Source organism: Bradyrhizobium sp. USDA 336 (assembly GCF_044908355.1).
GTDB lineage: Bacteria > Pseudomonadota > Alphaproteobacteria > Rhizobiales > Xanthobacteraceae > Bradyrhizobium > Bradyrhizobium yuanmingense.
Window position 1 is genome coordinate 482,364 of the sequence record NZ_JBIYDC010000002.1, and the last position, 21,301, is coordinate 503,664.

Here is a 21,301-nt window from a genome sequence, read left to right on the forward strand (position 1 = left end):
AGGGAAAGCGGGTCATGAGCACTGTTCTGGTCACCGGCGGGTCTGGCTTCGTCGGCATCCATGTCGTCCTGCAACTTCTGGCCGCCGGCCATGCCGTGCGGACGACGGTGCGCCGGCCGGAGCGCCAGGCCGATGTCGCTCGCCATGCTGCGCGAGGGCGGGGCGGCGACGCCCGAGAGCGTGGCCTTCGTCACCGCCGATCTGACCCGGGACGACGGCTGGGCGGCGGCGGTCGCGGGCTGCGACTACGTTCTCCACGTGGCGTCCCCGCTCTCGACCACCGTCCCGACGGACGAGAACGAGATGATCATCCCGGCCCGCGACGGAACGCTCCGGGTGCTCCGGGCCGCGCGCGCGGCCGGCGTCAGGAGGGTCGTCGTCACCTCGTCGCTGGGCGCGATCGGCTACGGTCATCCGCCGCGCGACAAGCCGTTCGACGAGACCGAATGGACCAATCTCGCTGGTGTCGACGGCCAACCCTACGTCAAGTCCAAGACGCTGGCCGAGCGGGCGGCTTGGGATTTCGTCGCGCGCGAGGGGGATGGGCTGGAGCTGTCGGTGATCAACCCCGCCGGCATTTTCGGGCCCGTGCTGGGACCGGACTTTTCCGGCTCGATCGAGATCGTCAGATCGCTGCTCGACGGCGCCATGCCGGCCGTGCCGCGGGTCTATCTCGGCGTGGTCGACGTCCGCGACGTCGCGGAGCTGCACCTGCGGGCGATGACTGCGCCGGAGGCGAAGAACGAGCGTTTCATCGCGGTCGCCGGCGAGACGATGTCGATCCTCGACATCGCCCGCGTGCTGCGGCGGGAACTCGGGCCCCGGGCGCGCCGGGTTCCGCGGCTTCAAGCGCCGGACTGGCTGGTGCGGCTGGCCGCGCGCCAGATTCCGCTGCTGCGTGCGGTCGTGCCGATGCTCGGAAAGGTCAGGCATTCCACCAGCGCCAAGGCGCGCTCGCTGCTCGGCTGGCAGGCCCGCTCCAACGAGGAGGCGATCCTTGCGACCGCCGAGGGCCTGATCCGGCTCGGCCTCGTCAAGGGGTGAGGGCATGCCACTCGCGCTTGTCAGGCCGGAGCGGGGATGCTGAAGTGCCGCCCTGCGACTGCGTAGCGTGGGAGGCGGCGCCGATGGACAAGATTTCTCCAAGCCGCAAAGGCGATCGCGCTGGCGCGCCGCAACCATGCCCCGCTCGCGGCGCTGGAGCGGCCTCCTGCGGACGAAGCCGAGGGTTATCAGGTCCAGCGCGCCCTGCACGATCTGCTGCTGCCGCATGTCGGGCCGCTCGTCGGCTACAAGATCGGCTGCACCAGCCAAGTGATGCAGGACTATATCGGCATCCCGCACCCCTGCGGCGGCGGCGTGTTCCAGAAGGGCGTCCATGAGAGCGGCGCCAAGCTCGCCGCCTCCAATTATGTCCGGGTCGGGGTCGAATGCGAGATCGCGGTGCGGCTGAAGCGGGACCTTGCCGCCGGCGAGGCGCCGTTCACGGCCGAATGGGTCGGCGAGGCGGTCGAGTCCTATCATCCCGCGATCGAGATCGTCGACGATCGCTACGTGAAATGGGAGACGATGGGCGCGCCGACCTTGATCGCCGACGATTTCTTCGCCGCTGGCTGCGTGCTGGGCCCATCGGTCCCGCGCTCGTCGGTGCCGGACCTGAAGGCGGTCAAAGGCCGCGCCATCGTCAACGGCGAGGAGGTCAGCCACGGCACCGGCGCCGACGTGCTCGGCCATCCCCATAACGCACTCGCCTGGCTCGCCAACCATCTCGCCGCCGAGGACAAGGGGCTGCACGCGGGGCAGCTCGTGCTCACCGGCAGCCTGGTGAAGACGCTGTGGCTGAAGGCCGGCGACAAGGTGCGGATGGAGCTGGACGGGCTCGGCGTGGTGGAGGCGGAGTTTACGTGAGGGGGCAGGGGCACATCGGCACTCTCCGTCATTGTGAGCAGCCAAGGCTTCGGCGGGCTAGTCGCTGCGCGTCGCAATGACGGCGTGTGACGTCGCTGCGTTGCCAAAATGTCGCGAGCTTCGCTCGTGATGTTCAGCTTCTGGCTCCATCAGCAGAGACATCTTGCGCCCACTGGCGATCGGGTCTATGAGCCCCGTCCCATTCAACCTGCGTGTTCAACAATGAGGAGACCAGCCGTGCGTACGTTGTGGCGATCGACACATTCCGTGCCGACGCTCTCAGTGCGTCCGGCTGACAGTCATCCAATCATGTTGAACGACAATGGCACAGTCATTGATTCAGCGCCGGCGGGAGGCCGAGCGCACGCGGGTTGAAGCCTACGAGCTGTCGCTGCGGCATGTGTCGCAGCGGACACGTCCTCCACCGGATTTCGAGAACGCGATCAAAGAGGCCAGGCGTGGCTTCGAGGCAGACATCGTGCGCGATGCCGAGGCCTGGCAGCCGCGAATGAAGACTCGCGATGCCGCGCGTCTTCGTCTTGCCGCGGCTCGCTATCTCTTTGCGCGCTATCCCGTTGCCGAACATCTGGAGCAGATCTGGATCGACGGCGCGGGACTGGGCGCCGACGAGATCCACTTGCGCAAGCGCTGGTACATCGCGGCGGCCGGCGGCGGTTCGCTCTACGCTGCCGGTGCGGCCGAATGGCTGTCTCGCAAGGAGGTCCATGCCTTCCTCAATCCGTTCGGGAAGGTCGGCTTCGAAGCTGCGATCTGGCAGGCGATTGCGCGTTCCTATGCGACCGATCCCGCTGTTGCGATGCGGATCGCGCGCACCAGGATCACGCAGACGCAGCGCGCTCAGCATCGCTTCTGGCGCGAGGTGGTGCGCTTCTTCTGCGCGCATCCCACCACGGTCGAGGACATGGATGACTTCCATGATTACCTCGCCGATTGCCACCGGCGAGATCCCGAGTACACCCTCAAGGGGCGTTCTCTGGTCTCCCTTGGGCGGCAGATGCGCGAATGGCATCGCGATCTTGATGCGATTGCTCGTATCGAGGCCGCACGCCGTCGCGCCGAGGCGGCGCGAAACCGTGCGCGGGGGCTGGCAGCAGGCCCCGAGCAGAGCGAGGACCGTTGGCTCGGTGCAGCGATCGCGGACTGGTCATGGACCAAGTCGTCCAAGGACCGGGCCAAGCGCGAAGAATATGTTGTGGTCCAGTTGAGGACGGCAGCCGATCTCGTGGCTGAGACGCGCAGCATGCGTCACTGCGTCGCCACTTACGCGACGAAGTGCATTGCCGGGCATGCCTCGATCTGGTCGCTCCGTCGCCGTGCCTCGGGTGACGTCCAGCGGCTGCTGACCATCGAGCTTGATACCCGTTCCAGGGCGGTTCAGGTTCGCGGGTTTGCGAACCGCCCGCCGCTTGCCGAGGAGTGCAAGATCCTCCAGCGATGGGCGCAAGCACGCGGGATCATGCTGCTGTGAGAGAAGCCTGCGCCGTTTCGGCGGCGCAGGCAAAATACATGCGGCCCTCGCCAGGGGAGCTAGCGAGGGCCGCGTCGTACATCGTCGTTCGCGCCTTTAGTTCGCGAGCACGATGTGGGAGCTCTTGAAGGGGCTTAGAAGGGCAGCAGCACGTCCATGACCTGCTGGCCGTAGCGCGGCTGCTGCACGTCGGTGATCTGGCCGCGGCCGCCATAGGCGATGCGGGCCTGGGCGATCTTGGTGGAGTCGATGGTGTTGTCGCTCTGGATGTCTTCGGGGCGGACGATGCCGGCGACGATCAGCTCGCGGATTTCGAAGTTGACGCGGATCTCCTGCTTGCCTTCGACGACCAGGTTGCCGTTCGGCAGCACCTGCGTCACCACTGCGGCGACGTTGGTCTGCAGGGCTTCCTTGCGGTCGACGCTGCCCTTGCCCTCGCTCGACGAGGTCGAGTCGGCGGTCAGGACGCGGCCCGGCAGGATCTTGTTGGCCTGGGTGATGGTTTGGGCGCCAATGAAGTTGGTGATTCCCGAATCTTCCTTGTTGGAGCGGCTGCGCGAGGTGTCGTTCTCGATGTTGGCCTTGTCGGTGATGTTCACGGTCACGGTCAGGAGATCGCCTACCTGGCGGGCGCGCTGGTCCTTGAAGAAGGCGCGGCTGCCGTTGCGCCACAGCGAGTTCGGATTGTAGGAGGCGACCTCGGGCTTGGGCATCGGCATCTGCACCGGCTTGTAGCCGGGCTGCGCGGTCGGATTGTCGATGGCCGACAGCTTCGGCTGTTCACCGATCTGCGACAGGCGGTCGATCGAGGAGCAGCCGCTCGCCAAGGTGCAACTCGCCAGCAGCAGGGCAGAGATCGCGATGCGACGAAGGCGGGAGGCCGAACTGAACGTGGACATGAATCTACTCTGACTTGGCTGGAGCTTGCGAGAGACGAACTTGCGGAATCCGGGCTTGGGCGATCTCGGCTGCGGACGCGGGCGCCTGGACCAGGCTCTGCGCCAGGGCCGCGGCCGCCGGCGCTTCGTCGCGCTTGACCGACGAGGTCTGCTCGACCACCGGCGCCATCGGCGCGGACTGGCTGGCGCCCTGGACGGTCACCTGGCCGCGGCCGGTGATGACCCCGGTCAACGTGCGCTTGGAATGCAGATTGAGCACGCTGATGGTGTCGCCCTCGGCGCCGCTCTCGATCGCCTTGCCGCGCGTGGTGAGATAGAGGCCGGGCACCTGGTAGATGATGGTGACGGCCTGATCGCGCACCACGAAGTCGGGCTTGACGAGGTCGGCGGCGCGGATCGGCGTGCCCGCGCGCGTTGCTCGGCGCAGCTGCATGCCGATGCTGCGGTCGCGCGAGGCCGGCTCGCCGGCGACCTCGGCCTTCGGCCGGCGCTCCAACGACAGATCGGAGGATTTCAGCAACTCGGTGCGGTCGATGTCACGCGTCAGCACGGCCACCTCCACCGTCTCGATCGCGGTGCCCGTGAAGCGCAGCTTGGTCGGCGCGGCGTTGCCGTCGTTGGCGATCTCGAAGGCGATGTCGAAACGGCCGCTGCGGGCATCATAGCGGGTTGCGACCGGCTGCAGCGCGCCGCTGTTGGAGGCGTCCAGCCGCATCTCGGCGACGCTGCGGTCGAACGTGATGGTGATGTTGGCGGCGTCTGCGAGGCCGAAGCGGCGCTCGAGCGCCGCGGCGACCGCGTTCTCGATATCCTTGCTCGCGAGCGTGCGGGCGAGGCGGGTGACCTGGACCTCCTTGATGTCCCCGGTCATGACGCCGATCACCTGTTTGGCCCGCAGCACCGACAGCACCTGGCCGACCGTCAGGGTGCCGGTGGTGCCGAGATCGGGCGAGCGGTAGACCGGGATCAGCGCAGCCGATCCGGCGTTGTCGATGAGATCGCCGATCCGCACCACGTCCGAGGTCACCGTGACGCTTGCGCGCAGCGTCGGCGCGGCGATGAAATCGTTGGCGGCCGCTGCCGGCAAGGCCAGCGCAAGAAGGGTGCAGATGGCGGCGAGGGTGGCGCGGATCATCGTCATCACCTCAGCGGAACAGCGCCGTGGTCGATTGCATCATCTGGTCGGCGGCGCTGATCACCTTGGCGTTCATCTCGTAGGCGCGCTGGGCGGCGATCAGGTCGCTCATCTCCGAGACGACGTCGACATTGGCCTGCTCGAGGCTTCCTTGCGTGAGCTTGCCGTAACCTTCTGTGTTCGCGGTGCCGTCCTGCGGCGCACCGGACGAGGGCGTCTCGGTGAACTGGTTGTTGCCGACCGGCTGCAGGCCCGCCTTGTTGATGAAGCGCGTGACGCCGATCTGGCCGACGATCGAGGAGGTGGTTGAGCCCGGCAACGTCACCGAGACCTGGCCCTGCTCGCTCACGGAGATGCCCGAGGCGTTGTTGGGAATGGTGATAGTGGGCTGCACCGGATTGCCCTGCGCGGTGACGACGCGGCCCTGATTGTCCATCTGGAAGGTGCCGTCGCGGGTGTACTGGAAGGTGCCGTCGGGCATCAGGATCTTGAAGAAGCCCTCGCCCGAGATGGCGAGATCGAGGTCGTTGCCGGTCTGCGACAGCGTGCCTTGCGTCATGCTGCGCGGCGTGCCGACGGTCTTGACGCCGCCGCCGATGTCGACGCCGACAGGCAGGATGGTGCCCTGGTCCGACGACTGGGCGCCGACGCGGCGGACGTGCTCGTAGATCAGGTCCTGGAACGCCGCCGTCTGCTTCTTGAAGCCGGTGGTGCGGAGGTTGGCGATGTTGTTGGAGATCACCTGAACGTTGAGTTCCTGTGCCGCCATTCCGGTCGCTGCGGTGTGAAGCGCCTGCATCTCAGTTCTCCTTCAATCAGGCCGGAACGTCGGCGAGCTTCTCGATCGCCGATTTGTGGAGGTCGCTCTGCTGCTGCAGCAGGTTGGCAACCGCGGCGTAGCTGCGCATCACCTCGACCATGCGGGTCATCTCGCCGACCGCATTCACGTTCGACTTCTCGACATAGCCCTGCTGCAGGGTGGATTTGGTGTCGGGCTGCTGGTTCGCCGAGCCGGCGGCATAGAGATTGGCGCCGAGCTTGGTCAGCTTGGCCGGATCGTCGAACGAGACCATGCGGATCTTGCCGCGGATCGAGTCGGTCCGCGCCGTGCCCTCGAGCACCGTGACGGTGCCGTCGGGCGCGACGTTGATGTCGTGGTCGGTCGGCTGAAAGGTGATCGGGCCGGCATTGCCGAGCACGAGATTGCCGTCGGCAGTGACGAGCTGGCCGGTGCTGTTGAGCGAGAACTTGCCGTCGCGGGTATAAAACTCGCCGCCGTTGGCCTGCACCGCGAAATAGGCGCCGCCGTTGATCGCCATGTCGAGCGGATTGTTGGTCGGCTCCAGCGGCCCCTGGCTGATGTTGCGGAACGTGCCGCGGTCCTGGACATAGGAGACCCGGCGGTCGCGGCCGATGAAATTGTCCTCACGCGCGTTCGAGTTCAGATATTCCTCGAACAGCGAATGGTCGGACTTGAAGCCGTTGGTGTTGGCATTGGCGACGTTGTTGGCGATGACATCCATCTGCCGCTCCAACGTCATCTGCCGTGACAAGCCGATCAGACGCGCGTTCTGCATCGGAAATCTCCCCTGAGCGGATCTGCCATTTCGCTCTCCCAAGCGCCTGGCGGACCCCGTGACCGAGACCGTCGGGCTCTCCCAAGCCGTGAGGTCTCGGGCCTCTCTCAGCGAAAGCCGTGCCAATCAGGAAAATCACGTAACTTCAATGTGTTGGCGCCTTTCGAGGGGCGGGAGCAGGCGGCAGAAAGGTTCTGTTAGCCATGTTTGCCCGGCAGATTTTTCCTAGCGGCGGCCCAATCGAAAGATTCCGTTAACCATTATTACCGTAGCGTTTGCGCATCAGAGGAGCGCATTGCGCTGGGGCATTCGTATCGCGTCATTGTCTGCCAGGAGGCTTCGCTCTTTCGACCCCTTTGAGAGATAACCGGGCGCGGCAACCATGGCAGAGAATGAGGAAGGCGGCGCAGCCGCCGAGGGCGCGGAAGCCGCTCCGCCGAAGAACAAGCTCAAGCTCATCATCATGGTCGTCGGTGTGCTCGCCGTGCTCGGCGGCGGTGCTGCGACCTGGTTCTTCTTCTTCCGTCATGGCGATGCCGAGCATCATGCCGAGGCCGCGCCGCCGCCGAAGCCGCCGGCTTTCGTCGACGTTCCCGACCTCATGGTCAACCTCGCCGGCTCGCCCGGCGAGCGCGTGCAATATCTGCGGTTGAAGATCGTGCTGGAGCTGAAGGAAGAGAAGCAGATCGAGGCGATCAAGCCGACGATGCCGCGCGTCACCGACATCTTCCAGACCTATGTGCGCGAGCTGCGCCCGTCCGACCTCAACGGTTCGGCCGGCATCTTCCGCCTCAAGGAGGAGCTGACCAAGCGCGTCAACGCGGCGGTCGCCCCGATCCAGGTCAGCGCCGTGCTGTTCAAGGAAGTCGTGGTCCAGTGAGCATGACGGGCTAGGGATCATGGCGGGCAACGACCAAGTCGACCAGGATGCAATTGCCGCCCAGTGGGAGGCCTCGCTCGATAGCGAGGATCCCGCCGAGGCGGCAAAGGCTGCCGCCGAGAACGAGCTATCGGAGACCATGGCCCTGCAATGGGCCGCCATGGTCGAGGACGGCAGCCGCGATCTCGGCACCGGCAAGAACTCCGGCGAGCGGGTGCTGTCCCAGGAGGAGATCGACAATCTCCTCGGCTTCACCGTCGGCGACGTCACGCTCGACGACCATTCCGGCATTCGCGCGATCATCGATTCGGCGATGGTCTCCTACGAGCGCCTGCCGATGCTCGAAATCGTCTTCGACCGCCTGGTGCGGTTGATGACGACCTCCTTGCGCAATTTCACCTCAGACAACGTCGAAGTCTCGCTCGACCGCATCACCTCGGTGCGCTTCGGCGACTACATGAACTCGATCCCGCTGCCCGCCGTCCTCACCGTCTTCAAGGCCGAGGAGTGGGAGAACTTCGGCATGGCGACGGTCGATTCCAACCTGATCTATTCGATGATCGACGTGCTGCTCGGCGGCCGCCGCGGCACCAGCCAGCTGCGCATCGAGGGCCGGCCCTACACCACGATCGAGACCGAGCTGGTCAAGCGGCTGGTCGAGGTGGTGCTGGCCGACGCCGAGCAGGCGTTCCGGCCGCTGTCGCCCGTGACCTTCTCGATCGACCGGCTGGAGACCAATCCGCGTTTCGCCGCGATCAGCCGTCCCGCCAACGCCGCGATCCTGGTGCGCCTGCGCATCGACATGGAAGACCGCGGCGGCAACATCGAGCTGCTGCTGCCTTACGCGACCATCGAGCCGATCCGGGGCGTCCTGCTCCAGATGTTCATGGGCGAAAAGTTCGGCCGCGACCCGGTCTGGGAGGGCCACTTCGCCACCGAGATCGTGCAGGCCGAGATCGCGGTCGACGCCGTGCTCTACGAGGCCGACATTCCGCTCAAGCAGCTGATGCGGCTCAAGGTGGGCGACACGCTGCCGCTCGACATGCGCGCCGATGCCAACGTCACCGTGCGTTGCGGCAACGTCACGCTGACCGAGGGGCGGATGGGCCGGGTCGGCGACCGCGTCGCGATCCGGGTGACGAAACCCTTGCGCAAGCCAAGTACGACACTTGCGATGTTCGAGAAGGTGGACGAGCAGAACAAGATGATGGAGGCCCCATGAACCACTCCCTGGGAATGGCGATCGAGACGCTGGTGGCTATCCTGCTGATGCTGACGATCGTCTACTGCGTCACGCTTAACAAGCGCTTGAGGCGGCTGAAGGCGGACGAGCATTCGCTGAAGGCCGTCATCGCCGAGCTGATCACCGCGACCGAGATCGCCGAGCGCGCGATCGGCGGGCTGAAGCTCGCCGTGCGCGACGTCAACGAGAACCTCGGCAGCCAGCTCGCCGCCGCGACGCAGATGTCGGATCAGCTCTACAAGCAGCTCGGCGAGGCCGACAACGTGGTGCGGCGCCTGTCCAAGATCGCGATCGCCGCGCGTCCCGTCACCAATCCGGAGACGGTCGCCGCACCCGCGCCCATGCCGTCGTCCGCGAAGGCGGTGGCGGCCGCCGCCGAAGCTTTCTCCGAGCGCCGACGATCCAACGGCCTTGCCGCATGAAGCCTGGGTATGAAATCCTTTCGTAACATCCGCGTCATTCCGGTCGTCCTGGTCGCCGTCGCCGGCCTCGCCACGCTGAAGGTGGCGGGCCTTGCGATCAACGGCGGCTATGTCTTCGACTACAAGCCGAACCAGGGCAAGAAATCCTGGGCGGAAGAGAACCTGAATTTCCCGACCGGCCGCGAGGATCCCGACATCACCGGCTCGACCCCTGCGCCGAAGGAAGCACCCAAGCCGGCAGCGCCCGAGACCAAGATGGAGGGTGGCACCGTCGTCAAGATCGACGAGGGGCAGCCGCAGGTCTCGGCCGCGGAGCGCGCGATCCTGGAACGGTTGCAGGCGCGGCGGCAGGAGATCGAGGCGCGCCAGCGCGAGATCGACATCCGCGAAAGCCTGCTCAAGTCGGCCGAGAAGCGCATCGAGACCAAGGTCGAGGAGATGAAGGCGGTGGAAACCCGCATCTCCGCGACCCAGGCCGAGCAAAAGGCCGCCGAAGCCCAGCGCATGAAGGGCCTCGTGACCATGTACGAGGGCATGAAGCCCAAGGATGCCGCGCGGGTGTTCGACCGGCTCGAAATGGGCGTGCTGATCGAGATCGCCTCGGCGATCGCGCCGCGCAAGATGTCGGACATCCTGGGTCTGATGTCATCGGAAGCCGCCGAGCGGCTGACCGTCGAGATGGCCCGCCGCGCCAATGGCGGCGGCGATCAGTCCGCCTCGGCCGGCGAATTGCCCAAGATCGACGGCAAGCCGACGCAAAAGCCGAATTGAGGGCTCGAGGAGAAACGCGCTTTCAATCCGCGCGCTGTCGCGCGGTCGTTCGACTGAAGCCCAGCGAAATGACTCGTGCGCCTAATTCGCGAAGGCCTGTTGCACCCTGCGAACAGGCGGGCGCAACTGCTGCTCCATCTGGGCGAGGATATTGACCTGCTGCTTGATCAGCGCCGCCTTTGAGACGCGGGTCACGAGCTGCAGGGTGCTGTGGCAACAGGCACATTCATATGTCTTCAGGGCATATCCTCTGGCAATCGGGACGATCGCGACGACCGCTCTTGCTCTGCTACACACAATGCAACCGGCTTCTCCGCTCATTGATTACCCCCAGAGCTAACCAATGCGATTTGCATCGCCGAGATTCACATCTGATTCAGAGTCGCGCGCGAACCGCAACGAGCCGAAGGTTGTGAGCGCGCGCTCAGCAACTCGTCAAGGTGGAAATCAGAATCCCGTGGCGGATGCAGCCGGGGCAGGCGGCATCCTCCGGGACTGCGATGACTTGACGCGCGCAGGTGTGAAGTGGCGTACAGTGGTGCTCAAGGCGCCGTCCTACGCTTCGGTCATTCGCAGTCGGCAGCGCAGGAGGAGGCCATGAACTACTCGTCCGCAGCAGAACGCGTCATCGAGGCCGTCAACCGGATGCTCATAGCGGCGATGACATCCGCATGGACATCCGCGCTAAGCCATCAGCATGCCGCGCCGCCGGATGGCGAGGCCGGCAACGATGATCAATCTTCTCTTGGCGAAGAGAGCTCCTCGGCGCCCGATGGCGCCGGGAAGCAACACTGAAGAGCCCATTGGCTCGGGGCGTCACAAGACCAGATCGTGCAAGCCGTGGCCGTGAGCCGGACTTGGGCCGTGAGGCGGATCAACATCGGGCGGAGATGGTTCAGGCGTGAACGCCAGTTCGAGCCCGTGGAATCCTCCAGCGTGGCCGGGATGACCGGCGAGGTCTAGATGATCCGGCACCACGCTCTGCTGTGAGCCCTGCGGAGCGTTATCCTTGAACTTGAATGAGTCGCCGAGCTGCTGCGTCTCGCTCGCAAGTGAATGGTTGGCGCCTCCGCTCGACGACTTCAGAAGGCTCGGATTGAGCGTCGTCTCTGCTATTCCATCGTTGGCACGACCGTGGGCATGAGCCGCCTCGTCGGCGTTTCCTTGAGACGAGGCGCCGTGATTCCCGGCATTGTTCCCCGGTGCAAGCCCGCGCCCGGCGTGCTGCTCGGCGGCATTCTGATCAAAGTTCAGCGCGGCGATGGCAATGTCAGGCATGTGGCCACTCCCAGCAATCGCGCCACTTTTGGCCAGGGATGCTGTGTCGGGACCGGCCAGGTGGTCGAACACAAAACTGGCCTCCGTCGGTGCGGCGACGTATTCCGACATCGTAGACGGTCCGCTGCCCGAAGGAGCTACCGCAACAATGCGGAGTGTTTCGGGCGAGGGCGTTTGCATCGGGTCCGAACTGGAGATGCTCGAATATTCAGTTAGTTCGATCTGGTCCGAAGGCGTATCCAGGTTGTGGAGCGGCTCGCTTGACTGGATGTCCGGATTCTCTGCGAGGAGCGTGCCGTCGCCGTTTCCGGAGTCGGACGAGATCTCGGAAGTGATCGTCATTACCCCGGCCGCATCACTCTGCAGGGTTGCGGTGAGGTCGGTCAGCTCGCTGGCGACCGCCACTACAGGCGCCGCTGGCGCCAGGATGAAGTCCGAGGCATCGACGGTTGCAATCCCCTGCAAATGGATTTCGAGCAGACTGGAATCGCCGATGTGCAGGGTCTGGTCCGTTGAGTTGACGTACACGATGGTTTCGTTCGACGCGCTGTCATAGATCCAGGCGATCGTATGTGGCGGCACCGTCGTGTTGGTTGAGCTCAACGCCAGGATGGCAAACCCGAGCGCGCCAAAGGCGGTCAGGTCGATCCTGTCCGCTCCCGATGCGAAGTCGGTGATGGTGTCGAACTGACCGGCGCGGGAATCGGCGACGAACAAATATGCGAAACGATCGTTGCCATTGCTGCCGGTGAGTTGGTCCGCACCAAATCCGCCGGTTATGGTATCGGCGCCGTTGTTGCCGTTTACCGTATCGTTTCCCGAGCCGCCGTAGATGGCATCATTGCCATCGTTGCCCTTGATCGTGTCATTGCCTGAGCCGCCATAGAGAACGTCCGTCTTGCCGGTCCCATTGACCGTATCACTGCCGGCTCCCGCATAGATGACCTGACCCGTGTCGCCGCCACCGGCGATGGTTTCGCTCCCCGGAGTTCCGTACACGTTCGGGGGATCGGAGATCACGACGGATCCGGTGGCCAGGTTGTCAAAATCGTTGGGGTCAGCATCGCTGGCGCCATGAATGGCGACGGTCACCGTCTGCGTGGTACCGTCGATCGCGGTCACCGTGAATGTGTCGGTCAGGGTGTCGCCGGAATCGAGAGCCTCAACCACGCTGTTGTTGTTGTCGAGGGTGTACGTCCATGCGCCGGCTGCGGTCATCGTGAAGGTGCCGTATCCGTCGTCGCTCGCGGTCGGTGAAGAGATCGCGGTGAACGTATTCGGCGCGTTGTCGACGTCGGTATCGGTCAGCGTGCCAGTCGCGATGGGAGCGCCGGGCGAGAAGGTTCCTGCCTCGGTCACTGAGCCGGTCGTGGTGCCGGAAATGAGGGCCGCGTCGTTGCTGCCGTGAATGGTGATCGTCACCACCTGCGGCGTGCCGTCGAGGGTCGTGACAGTAAAACTGTCGGTGAGTGCGTCCCCGACATTCAGCGCCTGCACCGCGCCGCTCGCATTGTCGAGCATGTAGGTCCACGCGCCGGCCGCGGTGATCGTATAGGTACCGTAACCACCCGTGCTTGCCTTGGGCGAACTCACCGCTGCGAACGTATTGGACGCATTGTCGACGTCGGCGGCAACGAGCGAGCCCGTTACGCTCGGCGCGCCGGGTGCCGCGTTGGCGACGCCTCCGGCCTCAGTCACCGATCCGGCGGTTGTGCCGGAAATCACGGCAGCATCGTTGCTGCCGTGGATGGTGATCGTCACCACTTGGGCGGTTCCGTCCAGAGTCGTCACCGTAAAGCTGTCGGTCAGTGTCTGCCCGCCATTGAGGGCCTGCACCGCACTGCTGACGTTGTCTAGCGTGTAGGTCCACACGCCCGCTGCCGTCATGGTGAACGTGCCGTAGCCGGCCGCGCTTGCCGTTGGCGAGCCGACGGCCGTGAATGCATTTGCGGTCGTGTCGACGTCGGTGTCGGAGAGGGTGCCGGTCGCGATGGGCGTGCCGGGGTTTGCATTGGCGACGCCGCTAGCCTCGATGACGTCGCCGGTCGTGTCGCCGGAGATGACCGCTGCATCACTGGCTCCCTGGATGGTGATCGTCACTACCTGGGGGGTGCCTCCGATCGTGGTCACCGTGAAGCTGTCGGTCAGCGTTTGGCCGGCATTGAGCCTCTGCACTGCGAGGTTCGAATTGTCCACGGTGTAGGTCCACACGCCGGCAGCCGTCATCGTGAAGGTGCCATAGCCGCCGGTGCTCGTCGTTGGCGAACTCACGGCCGTGAACGTATTTGGTGGGTCGTCGACGTCGGTATCGGAAAGCGTGCCGGTCGCAATCGGCGTGCCGGGCGTTCCATTGGCAATGCCGCCAGCCTCGACGATCGAGCCGGTCGTGGTGCCGGAGATGATTGCAGCGTCGTCGACACCGTTGATGGTGATTGTGAACGTCTGACTCGCAGAACTGAGGCCATCGGAAACCGTGATGACGAAACTGTCGGTCGTGGGCGCCTTCAGCGCGTTGATCGCGATGCTGTCAGGCACGAACGTGTAGGCGCCGCTCGTACTGTTGACGTAGAGCGTCCCGTACGGACCGGGCTTTGACAGGTCGTATGTCACCCCGCCGAGGACCGTCTCGCCGGCGGTCGCCCCTATGACGCCAAAGGTCAGCTTGGCGCTGCCGCTGGTGCTGCTGGCAGCGAAGATTCCGCTCGTCGCAGTGAATGTATCAAACACCACCGTATCGAGCTCGGTCGGCCCCGCTCCGGTGCTGAGTGTCGGCGGTATGGGGTCGAAAACGGGAATGACGAATGGCGACACAGGCGCCAGCAAATTCTGCAGCGCGGGCGCATCCGGCTGAATGAAATTGATCGGCTGCAGCGACTGGGTTTTGACGAAGGGAGGCGTGCTTGAGCCATGCGGCCCCTGTCCTTCGAGATTGGCGAGCACGTCCTGTTGCGCGGCGTGCAACTCATCCATGCGAGCGGCCGTGTTCGTGACCTGATTGATACTGATGCTGGAGCCCACCTTCCTGAGCACGATCGTCTCGCCGGGATCTTCGACGATGATGCGCCGCGGGATCCGCTCCTTGGTTACGAGCTCGAATGCACCATGCGCAAGGTCCTTGTAAGTGATGGAGTCGTCATCCAGGAGCGTGACGTCCGGGTCCGCGGCTTCGGCATTTCGTCCGAGCGAGAAAGTCAATGCTGCAAGCGTCAACATTCCGGACCCGCCTGCGTGACTCCGGCCACGAATGCCTGCAATTGACGTGTTCGTCTGGTGAGACCGGGCTTCTGCCGGCCGGCCTGGTGCTGAAGTGGAGCTCCTTCGGGTCAGGTCGAGGAGGGCCGTCGATGGCTCGCCTTCGACTTCGAACACGAATGCGCTCAGCGAGACGCGAGTGCCGCAGGAGATGTCGAAGGAAGTACCGTCGATGAAGCGAACTGTGATCTGTCCGTCGGCATCGGTCTCTATCACGTCAGTCCGATAGACAGGCGCGCCAGCTACGGCCTGTGTGGCGATGCCGCTGGCTCGCGTAAGCGTACCGCAACCAATCACTGTCTGAATATGTCCGATGATTTGGACGGGCGAGGCCATTGCGGGCCTGGTACCAACCTGGATGTCGGATGCTGACATGGCTCGACCTCGCCTGGGTGATCGATTCAGGCTCGGCGTGCTGCCGTGGTCTATTCGGGGCGGCCCTCGCCAAAGGACAAATATCCTGGGCGCTGGCAGCCGATGGCATGCCCGCCGAAATATCAAATCTGCTATCGAGAGTTGCATTGCGCGGCGACGGTAACGCGTGCCGCCATTCGCGCCTTCCTCCCGCCAAAGTGATTAAATCGAGAAACCAGACGTATTTAATTTGTGGCGTTTTCATACCGCCGCGATAAAGTAGGCCGATTAATCATATTAAACAAGAATTATGTTTGTTGTTGCTGCGCGTCGCGACTCAAAAAATGGAGCCGCCGACAGCCGACAAGGTCTCTCGAGAAAGGGGGGATCATGTGCAGAACCAAAATATTCTCAATAGCGGCGGGCCTGGTCTTGGCGCTTCTAAATTTCTCGCCGAGTGCGGCTCAAGCGCAAGTCGATTCCGCCGGGCCCGCCGACGCCAACTCGTCTTCCAAACCGATCGGGAAGGTGGCGACGGCCACAGGCTCCGTCACGATCGAACATGCGGGCGCAGTGATCGTTCAAGCGAATGTCTCAAGTGAGCCCGGCCGGGCCAAGAGGGGTGATCCCGTATATCTTGGTGACGTGGTGCTGACCGGAGACGACGGCCGGGTCGGAATAAATTTTAGCGACGGCAGCTCGTTCAATCTATCGAGCAACGCCCGTATCGTGCTGGATCACTATGTGTATGAGCCGGCCGGCAAGTCCAACGCGACCCTGTTCAGTCTTGCCAAGGGAACGTTCACTTTTGTTGCGGGCAATGTTGCGAAGACCGGCGATATGAAGGTCGATACGCCCGTCGCCACGTTGGGGATCCGAGGTACGACGCCGCACATCGAGATTTCTGATGACGGGTCAGCCAAATTTTCGACGCTGATCGAAGAGGGCAAAAGCAAGCTCCTGAAGAAGCCGCCGGCCGGCGCGGCGCCGGAGCCCGATCGAAGCGCCAATCGCAGGCTCATTATCTGTCGGGGATGCTGAGAAGTTTGCTCGATCGAAGCCGCCGTGATGCCGGCGCAGCGTCCGGCCGGCAGAAAGGCGCAACATGAGTGCTTCGTTTCGCTCGCGGAGTTCGGCGCTTGGTGTGAAAATCGCACGGGCCAGTGTCATCAGGGCAGGGATGCTCATTCTGATCGTTGGACTGTCCGGTTCGTCAGGCTTGGCGCAGACGTCGAAGAAGAGCAGCTCACTCAAGAATATCGAGCTATGTAACGGGTCAGATCGGGTCTCGCCCGAAGCTCGGATCGAAGCCTGCACGGCCTTTATCGATGCGGGCGAGGGGAGCACAAACGGCTTCGCCGTCGCCCACAACAACAGGGGCAATGCCCATAGCGCCAAAGCCGACTACGAAGGCGCGATCAAGGACTTCGTCGCAGCGACCCGGCTTAACCCGAATTATGCGAAAGCCTTCAACAACCTCGGAGTGGCCTATCTGAGGACGGGCTCGCACGACCTCGCCCTTGGCGCTTTTCAGGAGGCGCTGAAGCTCAACCCCAACTATGCCACTGCCTTTGCCAACCGTGCGGCAGCGTTCTTGAAGAGGAATGCGTACGACCGTGCAGCGCAGGACTATGACGAAGCAATTCGCCTTGACCCGAAGATGGAGGTGGCTTGGAGCGGACGCTGTTGGGCCCGGGCCGTCCTTGGCGCCTTGCAGGCTGCGATGGAGGACTGCGACATGGTGCTTCGATCGGGAGCGGGTAACGCCGCGACATACGATTCGCGAGCCCTGATAAATCTGAAAATGGGACAACTCTCCGCGGCTATCGACGACTACAACGCGGCGCTGCGGTACGCCCCCAAGCTGGCGAGCGCGCTGTACGGTCGCGGGGTCGCCAGATTCAAGCTCGGCGACACAGACGGCGGCAATAGCGATATCTCGGCGGCCAGAAGGATCGAGGCCCGAATCGCCGAAGACTTTGTCCGCTATGGGGTGCCGCAAAGGGACTGACAGGCCGCGACGTCGTGCAGCCGTTAACAACTGCTTAACCGCCTGCGTCTCAAATTCAAACTGGCGGACCGGCCCCCGCTCCATCCGGCACGGCGTGCTGTTCCCGCAAATCAAGACATAGCATTAACAAGTCCTTAATTGGCGAGACCTACAGTCGACGGCACGGGCCGGCGCCAGTGCCGGCATGCCCGCCGAACCGGAAGAAATGCCGCCAATGGCGCGAGAGGCTGCCGCTGGATTTGTGTCGCGAGCCCGCGCATCGGCGCGGGGCTTGCCGCGTCACGCCCGCGCCGCGGCCTTGTTGGCGGCTTGTCTCCTGCTTGGCCTTGCGGCGCCCGGCCGGGCGGCCGATCCGATCAGGGGCGAGGCGACGTTTTCAGCCGGTGGCGGCTTTGCCCGTCTCGTCATCAAGCTCGGCGAGGACGTTCCCTCCGAGGTGACGACCGCGGGCTCGATCCTCGTCATCCGCTTCGACCGGCCCGTCGATGTTCCCGTCGAGCGCATTCCGGAAGGCGCGCCCGATTACGTCAATTCCGCCCGTCGCGACCCTGACGGCGGCGCCATCCGCCTGTCGCTGGCGCGGCGCGTCACCGTCAACACCATGAACGCCGGCGAGCGCACCTTCATCGACCTGCTGCCCGAGGGCTGGAAGGGGCAGCCGCCGAGCCTGCCCATGGACGTGGTCAAGGAGCTTGCCGAGCGGGCACGCGTGGCCGAGCGTGCGCTGCGCGCCCAGCGTGCCGCCGCGGAGTCCAGGAAGCGTCCGCCGATCCGCGTGCGCGCCTCGGTGCAGCCGACGTTCGTGCGCTTCGTGTTCGAGATGCCCGACGGGGTCGGCGTCTCCTCCGTGCTCAACGAGCAGAAGCTGACGCTCGTCTTCAACGCCAATCTCAATTTCGACCTGGCGGACGCGGTCCTCGCCGCGCCGCCGAACGTCGCCTCGATCAAGCAGAAATCCGATATCGACCAGACCAATGTCGAGATCGCGCTGATCGGCGATGCCGACGTGCATTCGTTCCGCGACGAGAAGAACTACGTCGTCGACGTCTCCTTCCAGCCCGACAAGGGTAAGTTGGCGGCAACGCCCGAGGCGACGATCGCGCAGATGAAGCCGGCCGGTCGCGGGCCGGCGGCTGCCGCTGCACCTGCACCTGCACCTGCACCTGCACCTGCACCGGAAAAGCCCGCCGCCGAGAAGAAGGACGCCCATCGCGAGATCCCACCGCCGACCTCCGAGACGATCGCGCGCGAGGCCAGGATCGACATCAAGCCCGAGGTGAAGGTGGAAGCGCCCGCCGCGCTGCCGCCCGCCGAAGCGCCGAAACCGGCAGCCTCTCCCGCGGCCGAAGCGGCCCAACCGCCTAAGGAAGCTGCGAAGCCGGCGCCGGCGCCGGCGGCTGCGGCTGCGCCCGTCGAAGCGCCCAGGGAGGTCGCGAAGGAACCGGTCAAGGATGCTGCCAAGGCTGGGCCGGCGGAGGTGCCGGTCGCGCCCGCGATTGCCAGCGTCGATGTGCGCCGGGACAGCGACGGCTTGCGCGTGACGTTCCCGCTTCAGGTTGCAACGCCGGCGGCGGCGTTCCGCCGCGGCGACACCGTGTGGCTGGTGTTCGATACGCCGAAGCCCGTCGATGTCGAGGCGATCCGCACCAAGGGCGGCGCGATGATCGGCGAGGTCGGCCGGGTCCCGCTCGACAAGGGACAGGCGGTGCGCATCCGTCTCACACGTCCGCTGGTCTATTCGCTGACGAGCGAGGAGGTCGGCAAGGAGACCAACTGGATGTTGACGCTCGCCGACAAGATCCAGTCGACGCCGCTGCCGCTGATGATGTCGCGCAACATCACCGATCCCGCGCTCGCCAATATCGCGATCCCGTTCGCCAATCCAGGCCAGCTGCACAAGCTCACCGATCCGGATGCCGGCGACACGCTCTATGTCGTCACCGCGCTGCGGCCGGTGCGCGGCTTCATCAAGCGGCAGGACCTCGTCGATCTCTCGCTGCTGGAATCCGCGCACGGCATCGCGATCCGGCCGAACTCCGACGAGATCGGCGTCGAGGTCGGCTCCGACAAGGTCATTCTCGGCAAGAAGGGCGGTTTGACCCTGTCGCCGGTCGACATCTCGGCCGAGCGGGCGCCGACCGCCGTGCGCCCGATCTTCAGTCCCGAAGGCTGGCGCAAGGGCCAGTCGGAAAACTTCATGGCGCGCCAGGGCGAACTGATGACGGCGATCTCGGCGGTCGAGCCGGCGCTGCGTTCGCTGCCGCGGCTCGATCTTGCGCAATTCTACATGTCGCGCGCCATGTATCACGAGGCCAAGGCCGTGACCGACGTGATGCTGAGCGATCCGCTCAACAAGGAGGAGAGCGGCGCGCTGATCACGCATGCGATCGCCAACATCCTGATCGGCCGGCCGGCGCAGGGCCTGAAGGATCTCGCCAATCCTGCGATCGGCAATAGCCACGATTCCCAGCTTTGGAAGGCGCTCGCCTATGCGCGCCAGGGCAAATGGGCCGATGCGCGCGAAAAGTTCAAGAACGTCGAATTCGCCATCGCCTCGCTGCCGCTCGACATCCAGCGCATCGTGACGATGGACGCGATGCGCGCATCCCTCGAGGTGAAGGACTATGCCGGCGCCTCCAAGCGCCGCAACGAGCTCGAGGTGGTCGGTGTCCCGCCCGAGGCCGCGCCAGGCTTCGCCGTGCTGCGCGGCCGGCTCGCCGAGGCGCTCGGCCACGACAAGGATGCGCTCGACGATTACAAGCTCGCGGTCGCCTCGAATGATCGTCCGGCTGCGGCCGAGGCCAAGCAGCTCGAGATCGCGCTGCGTCAGAAGCGCGACGAGATCGGCAAGGAAGAGGCGCTGCGCGAGCTCGAGACGCTGTCGATGACCTGGCGCGGCGATGCGATCGAGGTCAAGACGCTGCAGATGCTGTCGCGCCTCTATGCCGAGAACGGGCGCTTCCGCGATGCGCTCACCGCAGCGCGCACCGCGACGCGGCTGCAGCCGAACGCCGAAGCCTCGCGTCAGGCGCAGGATCTCGCCTCCGAGCTGTTCACGCAGCTCTTCCTCGGGCCGAAGGGCGACGAGCTGCCGCCGGTCGAGGCGCTCGGGATGTTCTACGAGTTCCGCGAGCTGACGCCGATCGGCCGCCGCGGCGACGAGCTGATCCGCCGTCTCGCCGACCGTCTCGCCTCGATCGATCTGCTCGACCAGGCCGCCGAGCTCCTGCAATACCAGATCGATCATCGCCTCGAAGGCGCCGCGCGCGCCCAGGTCGCCGCGCGCCTCGCCATGATCTATCTCGCCAACCGCAAGCCCGACTTGGCCATCACCGCGCTGCGCGCGAGCCGCATCAGCGATCTCTCCGGCGAGCTCAGGCAGCAGCGCCTGCTGCTGGAAGCGCGTGCGCAGAGCGACGTCGGCCGTCACGATCTTGCGCTCGACATCGTCTCCAACGTCGCCGGGCGGGAAGTGCTCCGCCTGCGCTCCGACATCTTCTGGGCGGCGCGGCGCTGGCGCGAGTCCGCCGAGCAGATCGAGCTCTATTACGGAGACCGCTTCCGCGACTTCAAGCCGCTCAATGCGGTCGAGAAGAGCGACATCATCCGCGCTGCCGTCGGCTACGCCCTCGCCGACGACTCGATCGGCCTGTCGCGCTTCCGCGAGAAGTACGCCCCGCTGATGAGCGAGAGCGCCGACCGTCTCGCCTTCGACATTGCGAGCAAGCCGGCCGCAGCCTCCAGCGCCGAATTCGCCGAGATCGCCAAGCTCGCTGCCAGCGTCGACACGCTCGACGGCTTCCTGCGCGAGATGAAGCAGCGCTTCCCCGACGCCACCGCCCGCGCGCCCGGCGCGCCGCAGGCCAAAGATACGAGCGACCACACCGGCTCCCTCCCCACGATTCCGGTCGTGCGGCAGATCAAGATGACGCGGTAGAGCTTGGTGCCGCGCGAAGCGCGGCCCGTGACCGCGCCGCAAACTCGTCATTGCGAGCGCAGCGAAGCAATCCAGAGTCTCTCCGCGGCGGCAGTTTGGATTGCTTCGTCGCAAGGGCTCCTCGCAATGACGAGGAGAGAGCGGG

The 21,301-nt window shown here is 64.9% G+C and carries 15 protein-coding genes and 1 pseudogene; 11 read left to right on the forward strand and 5 right to left on the reverse strand.

Translation table 11 applies throughout. The features are described 5' to 3' along the window. The first annotated feature begins 14 nt into the window (after nt 1–14). From ABIA45_RS03000 to ABIA45_RS03010, 3 genes and pseudogenes are all read left to right on the forward strand, one after another. A pseudogene (locus ABIA45_RS03000) lies at nt 15–1,044 on the forward strand (SDR family oxidoreductase). 114 nt (nt 1,045–1,158) lie between these two features. After that, nucleotides 1,159–1,908 (forward strand): 2-keto-4-pentenoate hydratase, encoded by a 750-nt coding sequence (locus tag ABIA45_RS03005; protein ID WP_404655604.1) that lies wholly within the window; start codon nt 1,159–1,161, stop codon nt 1,906–1,908. Nucleotides 1,909–2,230: 322 nt separating this feature from the next. Next, nucleotides 2,231–3,397, forward strand: a complete 1,167-nt coding sequence (locus ABIA45_RS03010) for a PcfJ domain-containing protein (RefSeq protein ID WP_404651043.1) — start codon at nt 2,231–2,233, stop codon at nt 3,395–3,397. A 134-nt stretch (nt 3,398–3,531) separates the two neighbouring features. Here the strand turns inward: ABIA45_RS03010 and flgH are convergent, their stop codons facing one another. The 4 genes from flgH to flgF are packed head-to-tail and all read right to left on the reverse strand — an operon-like array spanning nt 3,532 to nt 7,008. Further along, entirely contained in the window at nt 3,532–4,296 is a 765-nt protein-coding gene (gene flgH / locus ABIA45_RS03015) for a flagellar basal body L-ring protein FlgH (RefSeq protein ID WP_404651044.1), read from the reverse strand. Between the two features lie 4 nt (nt 4,297–4,300). After that, on the reverse strand, nt 4,301–5,431 hold the full coding sequence (gene flgA, locus ABIA45_RS03020; protein ID WP_404651045.1) for a flagellar basal body P-ring formation chaperone FlgA: 1,131 nt from the start codon (nt 5,429–5,431) through the stop codon (nt 4,301–4,303). A gap of 10 nt (nt 5,432–5,441) precedes the next feature. Further along, nucleotides 5,442–6,230 carry a flagellar basal-body rod protein FlgG gene (flgG, locus tag ABIA45_RS03025; RefSeq protein ID WP_036013098.1) on the reverse strand — a complete coding sequence of 263 codons (789 nt, stop codon included), beginning with the start codon at nt 6,228–6,230 and terminating at the stop codon, nt 5,442–5,444. 16 nt (nt 6,231–6,246) lie between these two features. Next, the gene (gene flgF, locus ABIA45_RS03030; RefSeq protein ID WP_128264476.1) at nt 6,247–7,008 is read right to left on the reverse strand and encodes a flagellar basal-body rod protein FlgF; all 762 of its coding nucleotides are present in this window, start codon (nt 7,006–7,008) and stop codon (nt 6,247–6,249) included. 382 nt (nt 7,009–7,390) lie between these two features. Here flgF and fliL point away from each other — a divergent pair, with 382 nt between their 5' ends. The 5 genes from fliL to ABIA45_RS03055 all read left to right on the forward strand — a co-directional run bounded on the left by fliL (nt 7,391) and on the right by ABIA45_RS03055 (nt 11,119). Next, nucleotides 7,391–7,888 carry a flagellar basal body-associated protein FliL gene (gene fliL, locus ABIA45_RS03035; RefSeq protein ID WP_157280803.1) on the forward strand — a complete coding sequence of 166 codons (498 nt, stop codon included), beginning with the start codon at nt 7,391–7,393 and terminating at the stop codon, nt 7,886–7,888. Between the two features lie 19 nt (nt 7,889–7,907). Next, complete coding sequence (gene fliM / locus ABIA45_RS03040) at nt 7,908–9,110, forward strand: flagellar motor switch protein FliM (RefSeq protein ID WP_404651046.1); 1,203 nt, start codon at nt 7,908–7,910, stop codon at nt 9,108–9,110. Beyond that, nucleotides 9,107–9,553: a DUF6468 domain-containing protein gene (locus ABIA45_RS03045; protein WP_128264478.1), complete on the forward strand. Its 447-nt coding sequence runs from the start codon at nt 9,107–9,109 to the stop codon at nt 9,551–9,553. The genes fliM and ABIA45_RS03045 overlap by 4 nt, the downstream gene beginning before the upstream one ends. A gap of 9 nt (nt 9,554–9,562) precedes the next feature. After that, nucleotides 9,563–10,324 (forward strand): MotE family protein, encoded by a 762-nt coding sequence (locus tag ABIA45_RS03050; RefSeq protein ID WP_036013086.1) that lies wholly within the window; start codon nt 9,563–9,565, stop codon nt 10,322–10,324. Between the two features lie 597 nt (nt 10,325–10,921). Then, on the forward strand, nt 10,922–11,119 hold the full coding sequence (locus ABIA45_RS03055) for a hypothetical protein (protein ID WP_157280801.1): 198 nt from the start codon (nt 10,922–10,924) through the stop codon (nt 11,117–11,119). 21 nt (nt 11,120–11,140) lie between these two features. Here the strand turns inward: ABIA45_RS03055 and ABIA45_RS03060 are convergent, their stop codons facing one another. After that, nucleotides 11,141–15,229 carry a VCBS domain-containing protein gene (locus tag ABIA45_RS03060; RefSeq protein ID WP_404651047.1) on the reverse strand — a complete coding sequence of 1,363 codons (4,089 nt, stop codon included), beginning with the start codon at nt 15,227–15,229 and terminating at the stop codon, nt 11,141–11,143. Between the two features lie 369 nt (nt 15,230–15,598). Between ABIA45_RS03060 and ABIA45_RS03065 the strand changes: the two genes are divergently transcribed. The 3 genes from ABIA45_RS03065 to ABIA45_RS03075 all read left to right on the forward strand — a co-directional run bounded on the left by ABIA45_RS03065 (nt 15,599) and on the right by ABIA45_RS03075 (nt 21,156). After that, on the forward strand, nt 15,599–16,249 hold the full coding sequence (locus ABIA45_RS03065; RefSeq protein WP_157280800.1) for a FecR domain-containing protein: 651 nt from the start codon (nt 15,599–15,601) through the stop codon (nt 16,247–16,249). Between the two features lie 64 nt (nt 16,250–16,313). Beyond that, nucleotides 16,314–17,219 carry a tetratricopeptide repeat protein gene (locus ABIA45_RS03070; RefSeq protein WP_275511341.1) on the forward strand — a complete coding sequence of 302 codons (906 nt, stop codon included), beginning with the start codon at nt 16,314–16,316 and terminating at the stop codon, nt 17,217–17,219. A 214-nt stretch (nt 17,220–17,433) separates the two neighbouring features. Then, nucleotides 17,434–21,156 (forward strand): tetratricopeptide repeat protein, encoded by a 3,723-nt coding sequence (locus tag ABIA45_RS03075; RefSeq protein ID WP_404651048.1) that lies wholly within the window; start codon nt 17,434–17,436, stop codon nt 21,154–21,156. The last annotated feature ends 145 nt before the right edge of the window (nt 21,157–21,301 follow it).